Source organism: Streptomyces sp. NPDC048612, from assembly GCF_043199295.1.
GTDB lineage: Bacteria > Actinomycetota > Actinomycetes > Streptomycetales > Streptomycetaceae > Streptomyces.
In genome coordinates this window covers 284,173-300,253 of sequence record NZ_JBICVV010000002.1, presented here as the reverse complement: position 1 = coordinate 300,253, position 16,081 = coordinate 284,173, and the positions used below count along the sequence as shown (strand labels likewise).

General features: G+C 72.5%; 15 protein-coding genes. 7 read left to right on the top strand and 8 right to left on the bottom strand.

The window, feature by feature from the left end:
• Positions 1–19 precede the first annotated feature (19 nt).
• From ACGFN2_RS04610 to ACGFN2_RS04595, 4 genes are all read left to right on the top strand, one after another.
• A complete protein-coding gene (locus ACGFN2_RS04610) occupies positions 20–181 on the top strand; it encodes a DUF4177 domain-containing protein (RefSeq protein ID WP_003975360.1) in 162 nt (53 codons plus the stop codon).
• On the top strand, positions 178–642 hold the full coding sequence (locus tag ACGFN2_RS04605) for a RidA family protein (RefSeq protein ID WP_393357510.1): 465 nt from the start codon (positions 178–180) through the stop codon (positions 640–642). The genes ACGFN2_RS04610 and ACGFN2_RS04605 overlap by 4 nt, the downstream gene beginning before the upstream one ends.
• A 122-nt stretch (positions 643–764) precedes the next feature.
• A complete protein-coding gene (locus ACGFN2_RS04600; RefSeq protein WP_393357508.1) occupies positions 765–1,754 on the top strand; it encodes an NUDIX hydrolase in 990 nt (329 codons plus the stop codon).
• Positions 1,751–2,587, top strand: a complete 837-nt coding sequence (locus ACGFN2_RS04595) for an MBL fold metallo-hydrolase (RefSeq protein WP_393357506.1) — start codon at positions 1,751–1,753, stop codon at positions 2,585–2,587. The genes ACGFN2_RS04600 and ACGFN2_RS04595 overlap by 4 nt, the downstream gene beginning before the upstream one ends.
• Positions 2,588–2,639: 52 nt before the next feature.
• Here ACGFN2_RS04595 and ACGFN2_RS04590 read toward each other — a convergent pair whose 3' ends face one another.
• Positions 2,640–3,449: a nucleotidyltransferase gene (locus tag ACGFN2_RS04590; protein ID WP_393357504.1), complete on the bottom strand. Its 810-nt coding sequence runs from the start codon at positions 3,447–3,449 to the stop codon at positions 2,640–2,642.
• Positions 3,450–3,579: 130 nt separating this feature from the next.
• The gene (locus tag ACGFN2_RS04585) at positions 3,580–4,254 is read right to left on the bottom strand and encodes a Crp/Fnr family transcriptional regulator (RefSeq protein WP_006604164.1); all 675 of its coding nucleotides are present in this window, start codon (positions 4,252–4,254) and stop codon (positions 3,580–3,582) included.
• A gap of 445 nt (positions 4,255–4,699) precedes the next feature.
• Here ACGFN2_RS04585 and nth point away from each other — a divergent pair, with 445 nt between their 5' ends.
• The 3 genes from nth to ACGFN2_RS04570 are packed head-to-tail and all read left to right on the top strand — an operon-like array spanning position 4,700 to position 7,726.
• Positions 4,700–5,746 (top strand): endonuclease III, encoded by a 1,047-nt coding sequence (gene nth / locus ACGFN2_RS04580; protein ID WP_393357502.1) that lies wholly within the window; start codon positions 4,700–4,702, stop codon positions 5,744–5,746.
• A gap of 53 nt (positions 5,747–5,799) precedes the next feature.
• On the top strand, positions 5,800–6,513 hold the full coding sequence (locus tag ACGFN2_RS04575; RefSeq protein ID WP_362603644.1) for a CoA pyrophosphatase: 714 nt from the start codon (positions 5,800–5,802) through the stop codon (positions 6,511–6,513).
• Positions 6,514–6,526: 13 nt separating this feature from the next.
• The gene (locus ACGFN2_RS04570; protein ID WP_393357500.1) at positions 6,527–7,726 is read left to right on the top strand and encodes a MarP family serine protease; all 1,200 of its coding nucleotides are present in this window, start codon (positions 6,527–6,529) and stop codon (positions 7,724–7,726) included.
• An 82-nt stretch (positions 7,727–7,808) separates the two neighbouring features.
• Here the strand turns inward: ACGFN2_RS04570 and ACGFN2_RS04565 are convergent, their stop codons facing one another.
• The 6 genes from ACGFN2_RS04565 to ACGFN2_RS04540 form a co-directional block, all read right to left on the bottom strand.
• The gene (locus tag ACGFN2_RS04565) at positions 7,809–8,006 is read right to left on the bottom strand and encodes a hypothetical protein (protein ID WP_362603640.1); all 198 of its coding nucleotides are present in this window, start codon (positions 8,004–8,006) and stop codon (positions 7,809–7,811) included.
• Between the two features lie 247 nt (positions 8,007–8,253).
• Entirely contained in the window at positions 8,254–9,192 is a 939-nt protein-coding gene (locus ACGFN2_RS04560; protein WP_362603639.1) for an alpha/beta hydrolase, read from the bottom strand.
• Positions 9,189–9,647 (bottom strand): phage holin family protein, encoded by a 459-nt coding sequence (locus tag ACGFN2_RS04555; protein ID WP_393357497.1) that lies wholly within the window; start codon positions 9,645–9,647, stop codon positions 9,189–9,191. The genes ACGFN2_RS04560 and ACGFN2_RS04555 overlap by 4 nt, the downstream gene beginning before the upstream one ends.
• Before the next feature lie 44 nt (positions 9,648–9,691).
• Complete coding sequence (gene nhaA / locus ACGFN2_RS04550) at positions 9,692–11,086, bottom strand: Na+/H+ antiporter NhaA (RefSeq protein ID WP_393357495.1); 1,395 nt, start codon at positions 11,084–11,086, stop codon at positions 9,692–9,694.
• 470 nt (positions 11,087–11,556) lie between these two features.
• Positions 11,557–13,521 carry an acetate--CoA ligase gene (gene acs, locus ACGFN2_RS04545; RefSeq protein WP_393357493.1) on the bottom strand — a complete coding sequence of 655 codons (1,965 nt, stop codon included), beginning with the start codon at positions 13,519–13,521 and terminating at the stop codon, positions 11,557–11,559.
• A gap of 149 nt (positions 13,522–13,670) precedes the next feature.
• Complete coding sequence (locus tag ACGFN2_RS04540) at positions 13,671–16,001, bottom strand: bifunctional SulP family inorganic anion transporter/carbonic anhydrase (protein ID WP_393357491.1); 2,331 nt, start codon at positions 15,999–16,001, stop codon at positions 13,671–13,673.
• Between the last annotated feature and the right edge of the window lie 80 nt (positions 16,002–16,081).

Here is a 16,081-nt window from a genome sequence, read left to right as displayed (position 1 = left end):
CAGGCATTACGCTCGCCCCATGACCAAGTGGGAATACGCGACCGTGCCGCTCCTCGTGCACGCGACGAAGCAGATTCTGGACACCTGGGGCGAGGACGGCTGGGAGCTGGTCCAGGTCGTTCCGGGCCCGAACAACCCCGAGCAGCTGGTGGCCTACCTGAAGCGGGAGAAGCAGGCGTGAGCGCGGCCGAGGACAAGATCGCGGCGCTCGGGCTCAAGCTGCCGCAGGTCGTGCCGCCGCTCGCGGCCTACCAGCCCGCGGTGCGCTCCGGCGCCTATGTGTACACCTCCGGCCAGCTGCCGATGGTGGACGGCGCACTGCCGGTCACCGGCAAGGTCGGTGCCGAGGTCGGCGCCGAGCAGGCCAAGGAACTCGCCGCGACCTGCGCGCTCAACGCGCTGGCCGCCGTGAAGTCCGTCATCGGTGACCTCGACAAGATCCAGCGGATCGTGAAGGTCGTCGGCTTCGTGGCCTCCGCACCGGACTTCACCGGCCAGCCCGGTGTCATCAACGGCGCCAGCGAGCTGCTGGGCGAGGTCCTCGGCGACAAGGGCGTGCACGCCCGGTCCGCGGTGGGCGTGGCGGTGCTGCCGCTCGACGCGCCGGTCGAGGTCGAGATCCAGGTCGAGATCGCCGAATAGGCACCCACAGCGACACCGGCACCCCTGGTGTGTGCCGTACGCCGGAGGGCCCCGCGCAGGTGGGGCCCTCCGGCGCGAAAGAGGCCCTCGAACATCCGCGCGCGAGCGCATAGCATCCGGCCATGTCGTCCACGACCAATGGCCAGTGGTACCCGCCGGAGTGGCCGGACCGTATCCGGGCGCTCGCGAACGGCGAGCTGACCCCTGCCGAGCCCCGGCGGGCCGCGACCGTCCTGCTGCTGCGGGACTCCGCCTCCGGCCGCCCCGATGTCCACATGCTGCGCAGACGCGCCTCCATGGCCTTCGCCGGAGGCGCGTACGCCTATCCGGGCGGGTCCGTCGATCCCCGTGACGAGCGGCCGGTGGCCTGGGCCGGCCCGTCACGCGCCCAGTGGGCGGTCCGTATGGGGGTCGATCCGGCCACCGCGCAGAGCATCGTCTGCGCGGCGGTGCGCGAGACGTTCGAGGAGTCCGGCGTGCTGCTCGCCGGCGCCTCGGCCGACACCGTTGTCGCGGACACCACGGGCGAGGACTGGGAGGCGGACCGCGCCGCCCTGGTCGCCCATGAGGTGTCCTTCGCCGACTTCCTGGACCGCCGCGGCCTGATGCTGCGCTCCGATCTGCTGGGCGCCTGGGCCCGCTGGATCACCCCGGAGTTCGAACCACGGCGCTACGACACCTGGTTCTTCGTCGCCGCACTGCCCGAGGGCCAGCGCACCCTTCCCCAGGGGCCGGCACCCGGCCCCGGTCCGGCGGGGACGCCCAGCGCCTCCACCGAGGCCGACCTCGCGCTGTGGATTCGGCCGGCGGAGGCCGCCGCCGGCTACGACCGCGGTGAGCTGCTGATGATGCCGCCGACCATCGCCACCCTGCGCGGGCTCCAGCCGTACGCCACCGCCGCCGACGCGCTGGCCGCGGCGGAGGCCCAGGACCTGACGCCGGTGCTGGCCCGGGCCCGCCTGGTGGGCGGCGAGATCGAGCTGAGCTGGCCGGGGCACGAGGAGTTCACCAAGCACATCACACGGACGGACGCCGGTACCGGTGCTCCCGGGGGCGGCGAGCCCGACGGGCGCACGGACGGCGCCGGCCCCTCGGGAGGGACCTCCGCATGACCGAAGCAGCCGCCCTCCCCGGTCAGCCCCGCGGTGGCGTGATCGCGGGGCCCGCGACCGCGCGTGCCCACTGCGTGCTGGCCCCGAACCCGTCGCCGATGACGCTGGACGGCACCAACACCTGGATCGTCGCCGAGCCGGACTCCGGCCTCGCGGTCGTCATCGACCCCGGACCGCTCGACGAGAGCCACCTCCGCGCCGTCATCGACACCGCCGAGCGGGCCGGCCAGCGCGTCGCGCTGACCCTGCTGACACACGGTCACCCGGACCACGCCGACGGCGCTGCCCGGTTCGCCGAGCTGACCGGCTCGTCCGTACGGGCACTGGACCCGGCACTGCGCCTGGGCGACGAGGGGCTCGAAGCGGGCGATGTCATCACCACCGGAGGCCTGGAGCTGCGGGTGGTGCCCACACCGGGCCACACCGCGGACTCGCTCTCCTTCCACCTCCCGGCCGACCGCGCGGTCCTCACCGGGGACACGATCCTGGGGCGCGGCACCACCATGGTCGCGCACCCCGACGGGCGGCTCGGCGACTACCTGGACTCGCTGCGCCGGCTGCGCTCCCTGACGGTCGACGACGGGGTGGCGACGGTCCTGCCGGGCCACGGGCCGGTGCTGAACGACGCTCAGGGGGCGGTGGAGTTCTATCTGGCGCACCGGGCGAACCGGCTCGCCCAGGTGGAGACCGCCGTCGAGGCCGGTCATCGCACCGCCGCCGAGGTCGTCGCGAGCGTGTACGCCGATGTCGACCGCTCCCTGTGGCCGGCCGCCGAGCTGTCGGTGCGGGCACAGCTGGACTATCTGGGCGAGCACGGGCTGATCGAGGGCTGACGCCGCCGCGGACCGCCTGCCGGGCGGTCCGCGGCGCCTTCCGCCGGCGCGCCTACGGGCGGGGAGCCTTCGCCCCGTGGACGGCGAGATATTCGCCGGCCAGCCAGGGCGCGAGGCTGGAGAGCAGCTGGTCCAGCAGCTCCGGGTACGCGGCGGGCGTCCGACCAGCGTGCGCCGCGGCGCGCATCTCCTCGGCGTGCGCCGGGTAATAGCGGCCGAACACTTCCGCCGACCCAGCGAGATCACTCGTCCAGCCGCCCCAGCGCGGCATGACCAGGGTGAATCCGGTGCGGACGAGCCGGCGTGCCACACCACGGGTCAGCCGGATGCGCTCGGCGTCCGTGGTGGCCGCCGCGGCCTTCGCGCGCAGACCGGGCAGGTCGTGGTGGAGGTCGCCGTTGGTCTCCCGGGCGAGGAGCGAGGTGGGGCGGTAGCGGGGCAGCCGCGCGGCGAGATCGGGACCGCTGAGCGGGGTGCACAGACAGGCCACGAACCACCCCAGGTCGTACCGCTCCGGCGCGCTCAGCAGGCGCGGCACCCCGAACAGCAGGATGCCGACGCCGTTGACCTGGGGGAAGGCCGCGTCGAGCCGGTCCTCGACGGCGCGGGCGGCGGCCCGGTCGGCATCCGTGGGCCCGTCCCGCAGGGCGAGCAGCACATCGAGATCGGACACGCCGGGCACGGCGGTGCCGCGCGGAACGCTCCCGTAGAGGTAGCTGCTGTGCAGCCGGCCGGGGCCGAAGCGGTCGCCCAGCCGGGCGCCCAGCGCCGCCACCACGGGCGCGAACGGCGCGGACACGCGGTCCAGCGCCCCCTCCCGGCGAAAGCAGCCGTCCCCGTCCAGCCCCGTGCCGTGGATCATGGCGTCACTATGGCGGGCGCGGCGGCGGTCCGGCGAGCCCTTTTACGGGCCGCGGGGCCGTACGGGCCGCCCGCGGGCCCATGACGAAGGGCCCCGCCGGAGCGGGGCCCTTCCAGGCTGTCTACGGGGGTCAGCGCGAGCGCTTGGCCAGCCGCTCGACGTCCAGCAGGATCACGGCGCGCGCCTCCAGGCGCAGCCAGCCGCGGCCCGCGAAGTCCGCCAGCGCCTTGTTGACCGTCTCACGGGAGGCGCCGACCAGCTGGGCCAGCTCTTCCTGCGTCAGGTCGTGGACGACGTGGATGCCCTCCTCGGACTGCACGCCGAAGCGGCGCGACAGGTCGAGCAGGGCGCGCGCCACGCGGCCCGGTACGTCCGAGAAGACCAGGTCGGACATCTGGTCGTTGGTCTTGCGCAGCCGGCGGGCGACCGCGCGCAGCAGCGCCGTGGCCACCTCGGGGCGGGCGTTCAGCCAGGGCTGGAGGTCTCCGTGGCCCAGGCCGAGGAGCTTGACCTCGGTGAGGGCGGAGGCCGTGGCCGTACGGGGGCCGGGGTCGAAGAGCGAGAGCTCACCGATCAGCTCTCCGGGGCCGAGGACGGCGAGCATGTTCTCCCGGCCGTCCGGGGAAGTGCGGTGCAGCTTCACCTTGCCCTCGGTGACCACATAGAGGCGGTCGCCGGGGTCCCCTTCGTGGAACAGGGCGTCGCCGCGGGCGAGCGTGACCTCTCCCATAGAGGCGCGCAGCTCGGCCGCCTGCTCGTCATCGAGCGCCGCGAAGAGCGGTGCGCGCCGCAGAACGTCGTCCACGAGATCTCTCCTTGTCGACATGCTCCGGGGGACTGTGGTCCCCATCATGCCGGAATGCAAAACAGTGCGATCAATCACAAGTTTGCCGGACCGGTGCCGCCCGCCATAAGGCAGGGGGCCGATTGGGGTCACGAATCATAGTGATCAAGCCGGATGTCAGTGGCTGGCCTTAGTCTGGCCGAGTGTCCAATACGCCGGTGGGAGCAGAGGACTGGGGGGCCGGACGAGTGAGCGCAGGGCGCGATTCCGCTGTGGGCGAACAGCCGTCCGCCCGCCTCCCGATGTCGGATAAACGTAACAAATCGCACTCCGGGGTGGCGCCCCGCCGGAAGCCGCCCGCCCGGAGACCCGGCGCGTCGCGCCCCTCGGCGCAGGACACGACCGTGCAGACCTCCGCGAGGAAGACTCCGGCGGACAAGACCTCGGCAGGGAAGAAGGCCGCCCCGTGAACGCAACCCCCGAGAAGCCGGCGGCGGCCAGGAAGGCCGCGGCGAAGAAGGCCGTGACGAAGAGGGCGGCGCCCAAGAAGGCCGTCGCCACGACGGCCACCGCGGCCGACGAGCAGGCCCCGGCCAAGAAGACGGCTGCCAAGAAGGCAGCCGCCGGGAAGGCCGCCCCGGCCAAGACGACGACGGCGAAGAAGACGACGGCCAAGAAGGCCGCAAAGACGGCGGACACCGGGAAGGCGCCCGCCAAGAAGGCCGCCGCGCGCAAGCCCGAGTCCCGGGTCGCCATGGTGCGCCGGGCCCGCCGGATCAACCGCGAGCTGGCCGAGCTCTATCCGTACGCCCACCCCGAGCTGGACTTCACCAACTCCTTCGAGCTGCTGGTCGCCACGGTCCTGTCCGCGCAGACCACCGACCTGAGGGTCAACCAGACCACCCCGCGCCTCTTCGCGGTCTGCCCGACGCCCGAGGACATGGCCGCGATGCCCCCGGAGCGGCTGGAGGAGCTGATCCGGCCGACCGGCTTCTTCCGGGCCAAGACGAAGTCGCTGCTCGGCCTGTCGGCGGCGCTCCGCGACCGCTTCGGCGGCGAGGTCCCCGGCCGCCTGGAGGACCTCGTGACCCTCCCCGGCGTCGGCCGCAAGACCGCCAACGTGGTCCTGGGCAATGCCTTCGGCGTCCCGGGCATCACCGTCGACACCCACTTCGGCCGGCTGGCCCGCCGCTTCGGCTGGACCACCGCTGAGGACGCCGAGAAGGTCGAGGCGGATGTCGCCGAGATCTTCCCCAAGAGCGAGTGGACGATGCTCTCGCACCGGGTCGTCTTCCACGGCCGCCGCGTCTGCCACTCCCGCAAGCCCGCCTGCGGGGCCTGCGCCATCGCCCCGCTGTGCCCCGCGTACGGCGAGGGCGAGACGGACCCGGAGAAGGCCAGGAAGCTGCTGAAGTACGAGCTGGGCGGCCAGCCGGGGCAGCGGCTGAAGCCCCCGGCCGACTATCCGGGGCAGCCCGCGCCGCCGATGGCGCCCCCGGTGGCCGCGTCATGACGCCCGCCGCCCAGAGGTGACCGACGATCGAAGCCAGGCCTGAGGGGGCGCGGATGCGGAGTGCACGGGAGCAGCGGTACGGCAAGGAGGCGGATGCCGGCCGGGAGGCGGCGGTGACGGCCGAGGGCCTGCCCGAGTGGCTGGACCCGGTGGCCGAGGTGGCCGCCACCATCGAGCCGCACCGGCTCAGCCGCTTTCTGCCGCCCGAGAGCGGGGGCCGGCAGTCCGCCGTGCTGATCCTCTTCGGTCACGGCAGCCGCGGCCCCGAGCTGCTCCTGATGGAGCGCGCCGGCACCCTGCGCTCACACGCCGGCCAGCCCTCCTTCCCCGGTGGCGCCCTCGATCCGGAGGACGGCGACCCGGAGGGCTCCGGTCCGGTGCGGGCCGCGCTGCGCGAGGCCCAGGAGGAGACCGGCCTGGACCCCTCCGGTGTGCAGGTCTTCGCCGTGCTGCCCCGGCTCTACATCCCCGTCAGCGGCTTCGTGGTGACGCCCGTCCTGGGCTGGTGGCGCCGGCCGAGCCCGGTCGGCGCGGTCGACCAGGCGGAGACCGCCCGGGTGTTCACGGTTCCCGTGGCGGATCTCACCAATCCCGCCCACCGTGTGACGACGCGCCATCCCAGTGGCCACATCGGGCCTGCCTTCCTTGTCGAGAACGCCCTGGTCTGGGGGTTTACCGCCGGAGTCATCGACCGCATCCTGCATTACGCCGGATGGGAGATTCCGTGGGACCGTGACAAGGCGGTCCCGCTCGACTGGCGCTCGTGAGACGGTGTCCGGCGTGAACGTCCTGGACATCTTGCTGCTGGTCGCGGCCGTGTGGTTCGCGATCATCGGCTATCGGCAAGGCTTTGTCGTCGGCATCCTGTCCGTGATCGGCTTCCTCGGGGGCGGTCTGATCGCGGTCTATCTGCTGCCCGTGATCTGGAACGAGATCACCGGGGACGCGACCCCCAACAGCTTCGCGGCCATCGCGGCGGTCGCCATCGTGATCGTGTGCGCGTCCGTGGGCCAGGCGCTCACCACCCATCTGGGCAACAAGCTGCGCCTCCACATCACGTGGTCACCGGCGAGAGCGCTGGACGCGACCGGCGGCGCGCTGGTCAACGTCCTCGCGATGCTGCTGGTCGCCTGGCTGATCGGTTCGGCGCTGGCCGGGACGTCCCTGCCGACGCTCGGCAAGGAGGTCCGCAACTCCAAGGTGCTGCTCGGGGTGTCCCGGGTGATGCCCCCGCAGGCCGGCACCTGGTTCGCGGACTTCTCCTCGGTCCTCGCGCAGAACGGCTTCCCGCAGGTCTTCACGCCGTTCTCCAACGAACCGATCACCAACGTGCCGGCCCCCGATCCCCGGCTGGCCACCAGCCCGGTGGCGGCGCAGGCCAAGCGCAGCATCGTCAAGGTCGTCGGCACGGCTCCCAGTTGCGGCAAGGTCGTCGAAGGCAGCGGCTTCGTCTTCGGCCGGCACCGCGTGATGACCAACGCCCACGTCGTCGGCGGGGTGCGCGAACCGACCGTCCAGGTGGGTGGCGAGGGCCGTACGTACGACGCCAAGGTCGTGCTCTACGACTGGCGGCGCGATATCGCGGTCCTGGACGTGCCCACGCTGAACGCCCCGGCGCTCCAGTTCACCGGCGCGGACGCGGACAGCGGCGACAACGCCATCGTCGCCGGCTTCCCGGAGAACGGCGGCTACGACGTCCGCGCGGCCCGGGTCCGCGGCCGTGTCCAGGCCAACGGCGCGGACATCTACAAGCGCGGCACGGTCGGCCGCGATGTCTACTCCCTCTACGCCACGGTGCGTCAGGGCAACTCCGGCGGCCCGCTGCTCACTCCGCAGGGCAAGGTCTACGGCGTCGTCTTCGCCAAGTCGCGGGACGACTCACGCACCGGCTACGCACTGACCGCCGACGAGGTGCGCGAGGACGTCATCAGGGGGCGTGCGGCCCAGCAGCAGGTCGACAGCCAGGGCTGCGCGATCTAGAGCTTGTCCGGCGGGCCACTGCCGGGCCCGGCGCCGGGGCGCGTGGAGAGGAGTCCCGCGCCCCAGTCGGCGGGGCGGGAGTTCAGGTACGGGGATGGCGCAGCCGCGCGCTCATCCAGCGCGCTCTGCGGCGCAGGATGCGAGGGATTCCCATCGGGTGCGTCGGGGCGGGGGAGGCGCCGGACCTGAGATCCGGGGTTCCCCTTTCCTGCGTACCCACTGCAGCGGCACTGCTGCGGCGGTTGCGTGCCACGTCACGGTAGTCGTGCGTCCAGCCCATACCCTCGACTCTGCCCGTGGCCCAAGGTCCGTAACCGCCTCGGGGACCGCCAATTGGCCTATGCGCCGGGCAATTGGCTGTTCGTCATACGCGCGTTCGAGGCCGGCGGGGAGAGGCTCCGCAGAGCGGTGCGGGGAGCCCGCTCAGCGGTCTTCGGGCAGCGGGGCAGGCCGGTGTGCGTGGCTGGTCCAACGGGTCCGCCCCGGGGGCGCCGTCGCTCCCTGCCCTCCTCCGGGGCGGCGGCCCGTCACCGGTCCGGTTCCGGGTCCTTCAGCCAGCTGATCAGCTCCGTGGAGAACGCCACCGGGTCCTCCTCGTGCGGGAAGTGCCCCAGGCCGTCGAACAGCCGCCAGCGGTACGGCGCCTCGACGTACTGCCCGGAGCCGGCCGCGCTGCGGGTGCGCATCACCGGGTCGAGCGAGCCGTGCAGATGCAGCGTCGGGACGCGTACGGGCATCTTCATCCGGCGGTTGAACTGGAGACCGTCGGGGCGGGCCATCGAGCGCACCATCCAGCGGTACGGCTCGATCGAGCAGTGTGCCGTCGAGGGGATGCCCATCGCCCGCCGGTAGACCGCCAGCGCGTCGTCGTCCGGCAGCCGGGGGCCGGACCAGTCGCGGATCATCCGCCCCACCAGCGCCGCGTCGTCCGCGGTCAGCGCGCGCTCCGGCAGCCAGGGCCGCTGGAAGTTCCAGATGTGCGAACTCCGCGCGCTCTGCCGGACGTCGGCCAGCATCGCCGAGCGCCAGCGCCGGGGATGCGGCATCGACGCCACGGCCAGCCGGCGCACCAGCTTGGGCCGCATCACCGCGGCCGTCCAGGCGAGATAGCCGCCCAGGTCGTGTCCGACGAGCGCGGCGTCCGCCTCTCCCAGGGACCGGATGACGCCGGTGATGTCCAGGGCGAGGTTCGCCGGGTCGTAGCCGCGCGGGGTGCGGTCGCTGCCGCCGACCCCGCGCAGGTCCATGGCGACCGCGCGGAAGCCCGCGTCGGCGAGCGCCGGCATCTGGTGCCGCCAGGTCCACCAGAACTGCGGAAAGCCGTGCAGCAGCAGCACCAGCGGGCCGTCGCCCATCTCCGCGATGTGGAAGCGGGCGCCGTTGGCCGCGACGTCGCGGTGCGACACCTCTCTCCCGCCGGGGACGTCGATCCGCACGACCGAAGCGGTGCTGTCAGGGGCTGTCATACCGATGAGCGTGTCACAGACTCCAGGGCCGGGTGCTCCACGGGCGCCAGCCGCGGGTGCGGCTTGGCCTTCTGGAGCACGGCCGCGGTCTCCTTGGCGGAGTTGATGGACTTCTCCGGCTTCTTGATCTTCTTCATCTTGGCCATCGCGATGAGGGCCAGCAGTCCGGCGAGGACCAGGAAGGCGCCGCCCACGATCAGGAAGGACCAGGCGAGCCCGAGGCCGAGGTTGTGGATGCCGTACGCCGCCGCGAAGCTCAGCACCGGCAGCGCGAACAGCGCCAGCGCGCCGGCCACCATGAACGCGGCACTGCCGATGCCCGCGCGCTTGGCGTCCTGCCGGAACTCCGCCTTGGCCAGCGCGATCTCGTCGTGCACCAGCGCGGACATTTCGGCCGTGGCCGTGGCCACCAGCTGTCCGAGGCTGCGGTCCGTGCCGTCGTGGACTGCGCTCATCGCCGTCTCCCTCTTCTCTTCACCCGGATGCAAAGCCTCTCAGATCATGCCGGACCATCGTCTCCGGCATGCGAGTCGGAGGCCACTTCGGCAAGCCGCCGGTGCTCGGCGGCCTTGGCTTCGTGGATCGCCGCCATCCGCAGGTGGTACTCCGGCTTGTCGAGTTCGTAGACGTCCGGGATGCCGTCCTGGTCCTCGTCGCGCTCCTCGTCCTCGCACAGCTTGCGGTACTTGGCGTTGCGGATCTTGAGGAGGATGCCCGCGAAGACGGCCGCCAGCAGCGAGCCGATCAGCACCGCCGCCTTGATCTCGTCGGCCAGCACCAGGTCCTCGGCGAAGGCGAGTTCGCCGATGAGCAGGGAGACGGTGAAGCCGATTCCGGCCAGGGCGGAGACGGCGAAGACATCCGGCCATCGCAGGTCGGGGTTGAGCTCGGCTCTGGTGAAGCGGGCGGTGAACCAGGTGCCGCCGAAGATGCCGAGCGCCTTGCCCACCACCAGGCCGAGCACGACGCCGAGCGTCTCCGGCCGGGTGAAGACCTCGTGGACCGCACCGCCGGATATGGACACCCCCGCGGAGAAGAGGGCGAACAGCGGTACGGCGAAGCCGGCCGAGAGCGGGCGGACCAGATGCTCGATGTGCTCGCCCGGGGACTGCTTCTCGCCGTCGCGCCGGGTGCAGCGCAGCATCAGGCCCATGGCGACGCCGGCGATGGTGGCGTGCACCCCGCTGTTCTCCATCAGACCCCAGATGACCAGGGCGAGCGGGACGTAGACGTACCAGCCGCGGACGCCCTTGCGCAGCAGCAGATAGAAGATCACCAGGCCCACGGCGGCGAGCCCCAGCGCCAGAAAGTCGATCTTCGAGGTGAAGAAGACCGCGATGATCAGGATGGCGAAGAGGTCGTCGACGACGGCGAGGGTGAGCAGGAAGGCGCGCAGCGCGGCGGGCAGGGACGTGCCGATGACGGCGAGGACGGCGAGCGCGAAGGCGATGTCGGTGGCGGTGGGGACCGCCCAGCCCTGCAGCGAGCCGCCGCCGATGCCGTTGACGGTGAAGTAGACGACCGCCGGCATCGCCATCCCGCAGAGCGCGGCGACCACGGGGAGGGCGGCGGCCTTGGGGTCGCGGAGTTCGCCGGCGACCAGTTCGCGCTTGAGCTCGATACCGGCGACGAAGAAGAAGACCGCGAGCAGCCCGTTGGCGGCCCAGTGCTGGAGGGACAGGTCCAGGCCCAGTGCGGCCGGTCCGAGGTGGAAGCCGCGGACCGCCTCGTAGCTCCCGCCGAGGGTGTTTGCCCAGATCAGGGCGGCTACGGCGGCGGCGAGCAGAAGGACGCCGCCGACGGTTTCGGTGCGCAGCGCATCCGCGACGAAGTTCCGCTCGGGCAGCGGCATCCGTCCGAGGAAGGGGGCGCGGCGGTTCCGGGGGGCGCTCATGCGCCGGCCTCGGCGCGCTCGGCGGGGCGGCATGCGCGCAGCGCACACTTCTTGATCGTCTGCTGGCTTGGCGCGCTCACTCGGTGACCTCCGGGTTTCGGCAGCTGTGTACGGCTGTTGCAGTTGCCGACCAGACTTCCCGGCGCACCCAGAGTTCTTAGCGTGTCATTGACGCGTGTCCCACTGTACCGGGCGGGCGCGAGCGGCTATCCGGCGGTCTCACTTTACGGTCAATTCGGGCGCCGGGCCGCTGGGGCCGGGCGGCCGGAAGCACGGGCGCCGACGTGCGGGGCCGCCGTGTCGCCGGAGGTGCGGGCCGCCGCTGGGGTGGCTTCGCGCCGTTCGCGGCCGCCGGGCGGGCGGGGCCGCTGAGCAGGCGGAATGCCCGGCCATGGCAAGGGGGTGCCGTCCGCGGCAAGGGGGCACCCGGCCGCTCCGGCCCGATGCCCCCTTGTGGTGCTCCGTCCCGCTCAGTCCTCGCTGGCCGCGCTCGGCAGCTTCGCCTGGATCAGGTCCATGACCGTGGAGTCGGTGAGGGTGGTGACATCACCGAGGGCGCGGTTCTCGGCGACATCGCGCAGCAGCCGCCGCATGATCTTGCCGGACCGGGTCTTGGGCAGCTCGGCGACCGGCATGATCCGCTTGGGCTTGGCGATCGGGCCGAGCTGCTGGGCGACATGCGCGCGCAGCTCCTCGACCAGGCCCTCGTCCTCCGCCGCGCCACCGCGCAGAATGACGAAGGCGCAGATGGCCTGGGTGGTCTGCGGGTCGGCGGCGCCGACGACCGCGGCCTCGGCCACCTTCGGATGCGAGACCAGCGCCGACTCGACCTCGGTGGTGGAGATGTTGTGGCCGGACACCAGCATCACGTCGTCCACCCGGCCGAGCAGCCAGATGTCGCCGTCGTCGTCCTTCTTGGCGCCGTCGCCGGCGAAGTACTTGCCCTCGAAGCGCGACCAGTACGTGTCGAGGTAGCGCTGGTCGTCGCCCCAGATCGTGCGGAGCATGGCCGGCCAGGGCTCGGTCAGCACGAGGTAGCCGCCGGCGCCGTCGGGGACCTCGCGGGCGTCGTCGTCCACGACGGTCGCGGCGATACCGGGCAGCGCCATCTGGGCCGAGCCGGGCTTGGTCGCCGTGACGCCCGGCAGCGGGCTGAGCATCATCCCGCCGGTCTCGGTCTGCCACCAGGTGTCGACGATCGGAGTCGCGTCGGCCCCGATGTGCTTGCGGTACCACATCCATGCCTCGGGGTTGATGGGCTCGCCCACCGACCCGAGGACCCGCAGCGACGACAGGTCGAACTTCGCCGGGATGTCGTCGCCCCACTTCATGCAGGCGCGGATCGCGGTCGGCGCGGTGTAGAGGATCGTCACGCCGTACTTCTGGACGATCTCCCACCAGCGGCCCTGGTGCGGGGTGTCGGGCGTGCCCTCGTAGAGCACCTCGGTCGCGCCGTTGGAGAGCGGGCCGTAGGTGATGTACGAGTGGCCGGTCACCCAGCCGACGTCGGCGGTGCACCAGAAGACGTCGGTCTCCGGCTTGAGGTCGAAGACCGCGTGGTGGGTGTACGACACCTGGGTGAGGTAGCCACCGGTGGTGTGCAGGATGCCCTTGGGCTTACCCGTCGTGCCGGACGTGTAGAGGATGAACAGCGGGTGCTCGGCGTCGAAGGCCTCGGGCGTGTGCTGGTCGCTCTGCCGGTCGACGATCTCGTGCCACCAGACGTCGCGGCCCTCGTGCCAGTCGACGTCCTCCTGGCCGGTGCGGCGCACGACGAGGACGCTGCGGACGTTCTCCGTGCCCGGCTTGGTCAGGGCGGCGTCCACGGCGGGCTTGAGGGCGGACGGCTTGCCGCGGCGGTAGCCACCGTCGGCGGTGATCACCACGCGGGCGTCCGCGTCGTTGATGCGGGTCGCCAGGGCGTCCGCGGAGAAGCCGCCGAAGACCACCGAGTGCGGTGCGCCCAGGCGGGCGCAGGCCAGCATGGCGATGACCGCTTCCGGGATCATCGGCAGGTAGATGGCGACCCGGTCGCCGCTGCGCACGCCCAGTTCGGTCAGCGCATGGGCGGCCTTGGAGACCTCACGCTGGAGCTCGGCGTAGGTGATCGCGCGGGTGTCGCCGGGCTCGCCCTCGAAGTGGATGGCGACCCGGTCGCCCAGGCCGTTCTCCACATGCCGGTCCACGCAGTTGTAGGCGACATTGAGCTTGCCGTCGGCGAACCACTTCGCGAAGGGCGCGTTGGTCCAGTCGAGGGTCTGGGTGGGAGCGGTCTCCCAGGACAGCCGCCGGGCCTGCTCGGCCCAGAAGCCCAGCCGGTCTGCCGCGGCCTGTTCGTACGCGGCAGCCGTGACGTTGGCATGCGCGGCCAGATCGGCGGGCGGCTCGAACCGCCGCTCCTCCTTGAGCAGGTTGGCCAGGCTTTCGTTGCTCACAACATCTCCCATTCCCAGGGCGTCCGATGTGTCCCCAGGTCATAGCTCATCAGCCCGCGCCCGGCCCTGACAAGGGCTGTGGACAATTATTGGTTTAGACCTGTCAGTTCGGGGGTCGCGGCGGGGCTGTTGAGGTGATGCCGTGCAGGTCAGACCGTAACCGGCGCCGGTTCGCCGCGCACCGCGCAGAACCGCCCGGCGGCCTCGTCGAGCACGTAGGTCTGGGCCTCGCCGACATGGAAGTACATGCCGTGCAGAGCGAGCGTTCCCTCGGCCACCCGGCGTGCCACACAGGGGTGCGCCCTGAGGTGGTCGAGCTGCTGCATGACGTTGACGAGCGCCAGCCGCTCCTGCTCGTCACTCACCGGCCGCCCGCTGAGCGCGACTTCGCCCCGTCCCCGCCGCCCGATGCGCTGCATACGGGCGAGACTCGGCCGGCCGAGCCGCAGCCAGCGGGCGAGCGGGGTCGGCTCGGTGTCCTCCGGCGCGGTGGCCCCGAGCAGCGCTCCCATGGCGCCGCACCCGGAATGCCCGCACACCGTGATCGAGCCGACCCGCAGCACCTCCACCGCGTACTCGATCGCCGCTCCCACCGAGTCGCAGGGGGTGTCCGGGCCGGGCGGCGGCACCAGGTTGCCGACATTGCGCACGGTGAACAGGTCACCCGGCCCGCTGGACGTGATCATGCTCGTGACCAGCCGGGAGTCCGCGCAGGTCAGAAAGAGCTGGGTGGGCCGCTGGCCCTCGCGCGCCAGCCGGGACAGTTCCTCGCGCACCAGCGGAGCCGTATGGCGCTGGAAGGCGGACACCCCGCCCAGAAGCTGGCTGCCGCTGCTCTCCCCGGCAGCCGCCGGGTCCGGGGCGGGCCGGGTGCAGTGGTGGTTGCGCCAGGGCGTCCACGGCCGGCAGGAGTGTTCACCGGCCTGCGCGGCGAGCGGCCGTCCCGAACGGCCGCCGAGCGTCACCTGGCCGCCGTGCGCCCGGTGGGTGGCCGACCAGGACTGCAGTGCCTCGTAGGCGGCGTGGTCCATGAACGAGCCGCACAGTTCGACGACGACGTCGGTGTGCGCGGGTACCTGCGCCAGCGCCCGGGTCAGCCGCGGCACCGCCAGAAACGTCAACTGCCCGCTGACCCGCACCCGGTGGCCGTCGGGCTCCTCGGTCACCGTGACACGGGTGTGCGTCAGCCGGCGCAGCGCCAGGAAGGCCGCGACCGCGATGCCCGTCACCACGCCCTGGAGCACCCCGAACAGGACGACACCGCCGAACGTGGCCGCGTACACCGGGAATTCACGGTGCCGCTGCACATGCCGGATGTGCGCGAAGCTCATCATCCGTACGCCGACGACCATCACCAGCGCGGCGAGCGCGGCCAGCGGAATCAGCTCCAGCGCCGTGGCCAGCAGGCCCGCGCACAGCAGCACCCATACGCCGTGCAGCACGGTGGCGCGGCGGGTGGCAGCACCGGCCCGCACATTCGCCGAGCCGCGGATCGCGCCCCCGGAGATCGGCAGTCCGCCCAGCAGCCCGGCGACGGTGTTGGCCACGCCCTGGCCGGCCAGCTCGCGGTTGAGCCGCAGGCGTCCCGTGGGCGCGTCGGGCCGTTCGGCCGCCAGCCGGTCCACGGCCACCGCCGACAGCAGCGACTCCATGCTGGCGACGAGGGTGACGGTCAGCACCGCCGCGGCCAGGGCCGGGAGGGAGGCGTCCGGGAGCGCGGGCAGCTCGGGCATCCGCCAGGACGGCAGCTCCACCCGTGCCACCTCCGTTCCCGCGCTGACGGCCGTCGCGGCGAGCACGGCGGCCAGCGGGGCGGGCAGCACCCGCGCCCACCGCCCGGCGCGGCCCGGCAGCCGTCCCCAGCCGAGGAGCACGGCGACGGTGACGGTGCCGATCAGCAGCGCGACGGCGTGTGGATGCGCCAACTGGCCGGGCAGTGCGGCGGCGTTGTCGAGTGCGGAGCTGTCCGGACTCCCGCCGAGCACCACATGGAGCTGGCCCAGGGCGATGGTGGCCCCGATGCCGGCCAGCATGCCGTGCACGATCGCCGGGCTGATGGCCAGCGCCGCGCGGGCCACGCGCAGGGCGCCCAGGGCGAGTTGGGTGAGACCGGCGAGCACCGTGATGGCGCACGTGGCGCGCCATCCGTAGCGCTGGACCAGATCGGCGGTGACCACCAGGAGGCCGGTCGCCGCGCCGCTCACCTGGAGCGGGGCGCCGCCGAGCAGGCCGGCGACGATCCCGCCGACGACCGCGGAGACCAGACCGGCCTGTAGTGGGGCACCGGTGGCCAGCGCGAGACCGAGGGACAGCGGGACGGCGAGCAGGAAGACGACGACCGAGGCGGAGAGGTCCCGGCGCGCGGCTCGGCCCTTCTCCGAACGGGAGCCGGGTTCCGGGGGTGTACGGGGCCCGGGAGCGGTTTCGGTGCGGTGCGGTGTGCGCGGCGGCTGCGGCGGCAACTTCTCGGTCTGCGGCATTCCCGTCTCCTCCGGGGCGACGCGGTCGCGCGGGGCGCGAGCGTGGGGCGGCGGTGTACTGCGGCGGGACGTGAGTCGAC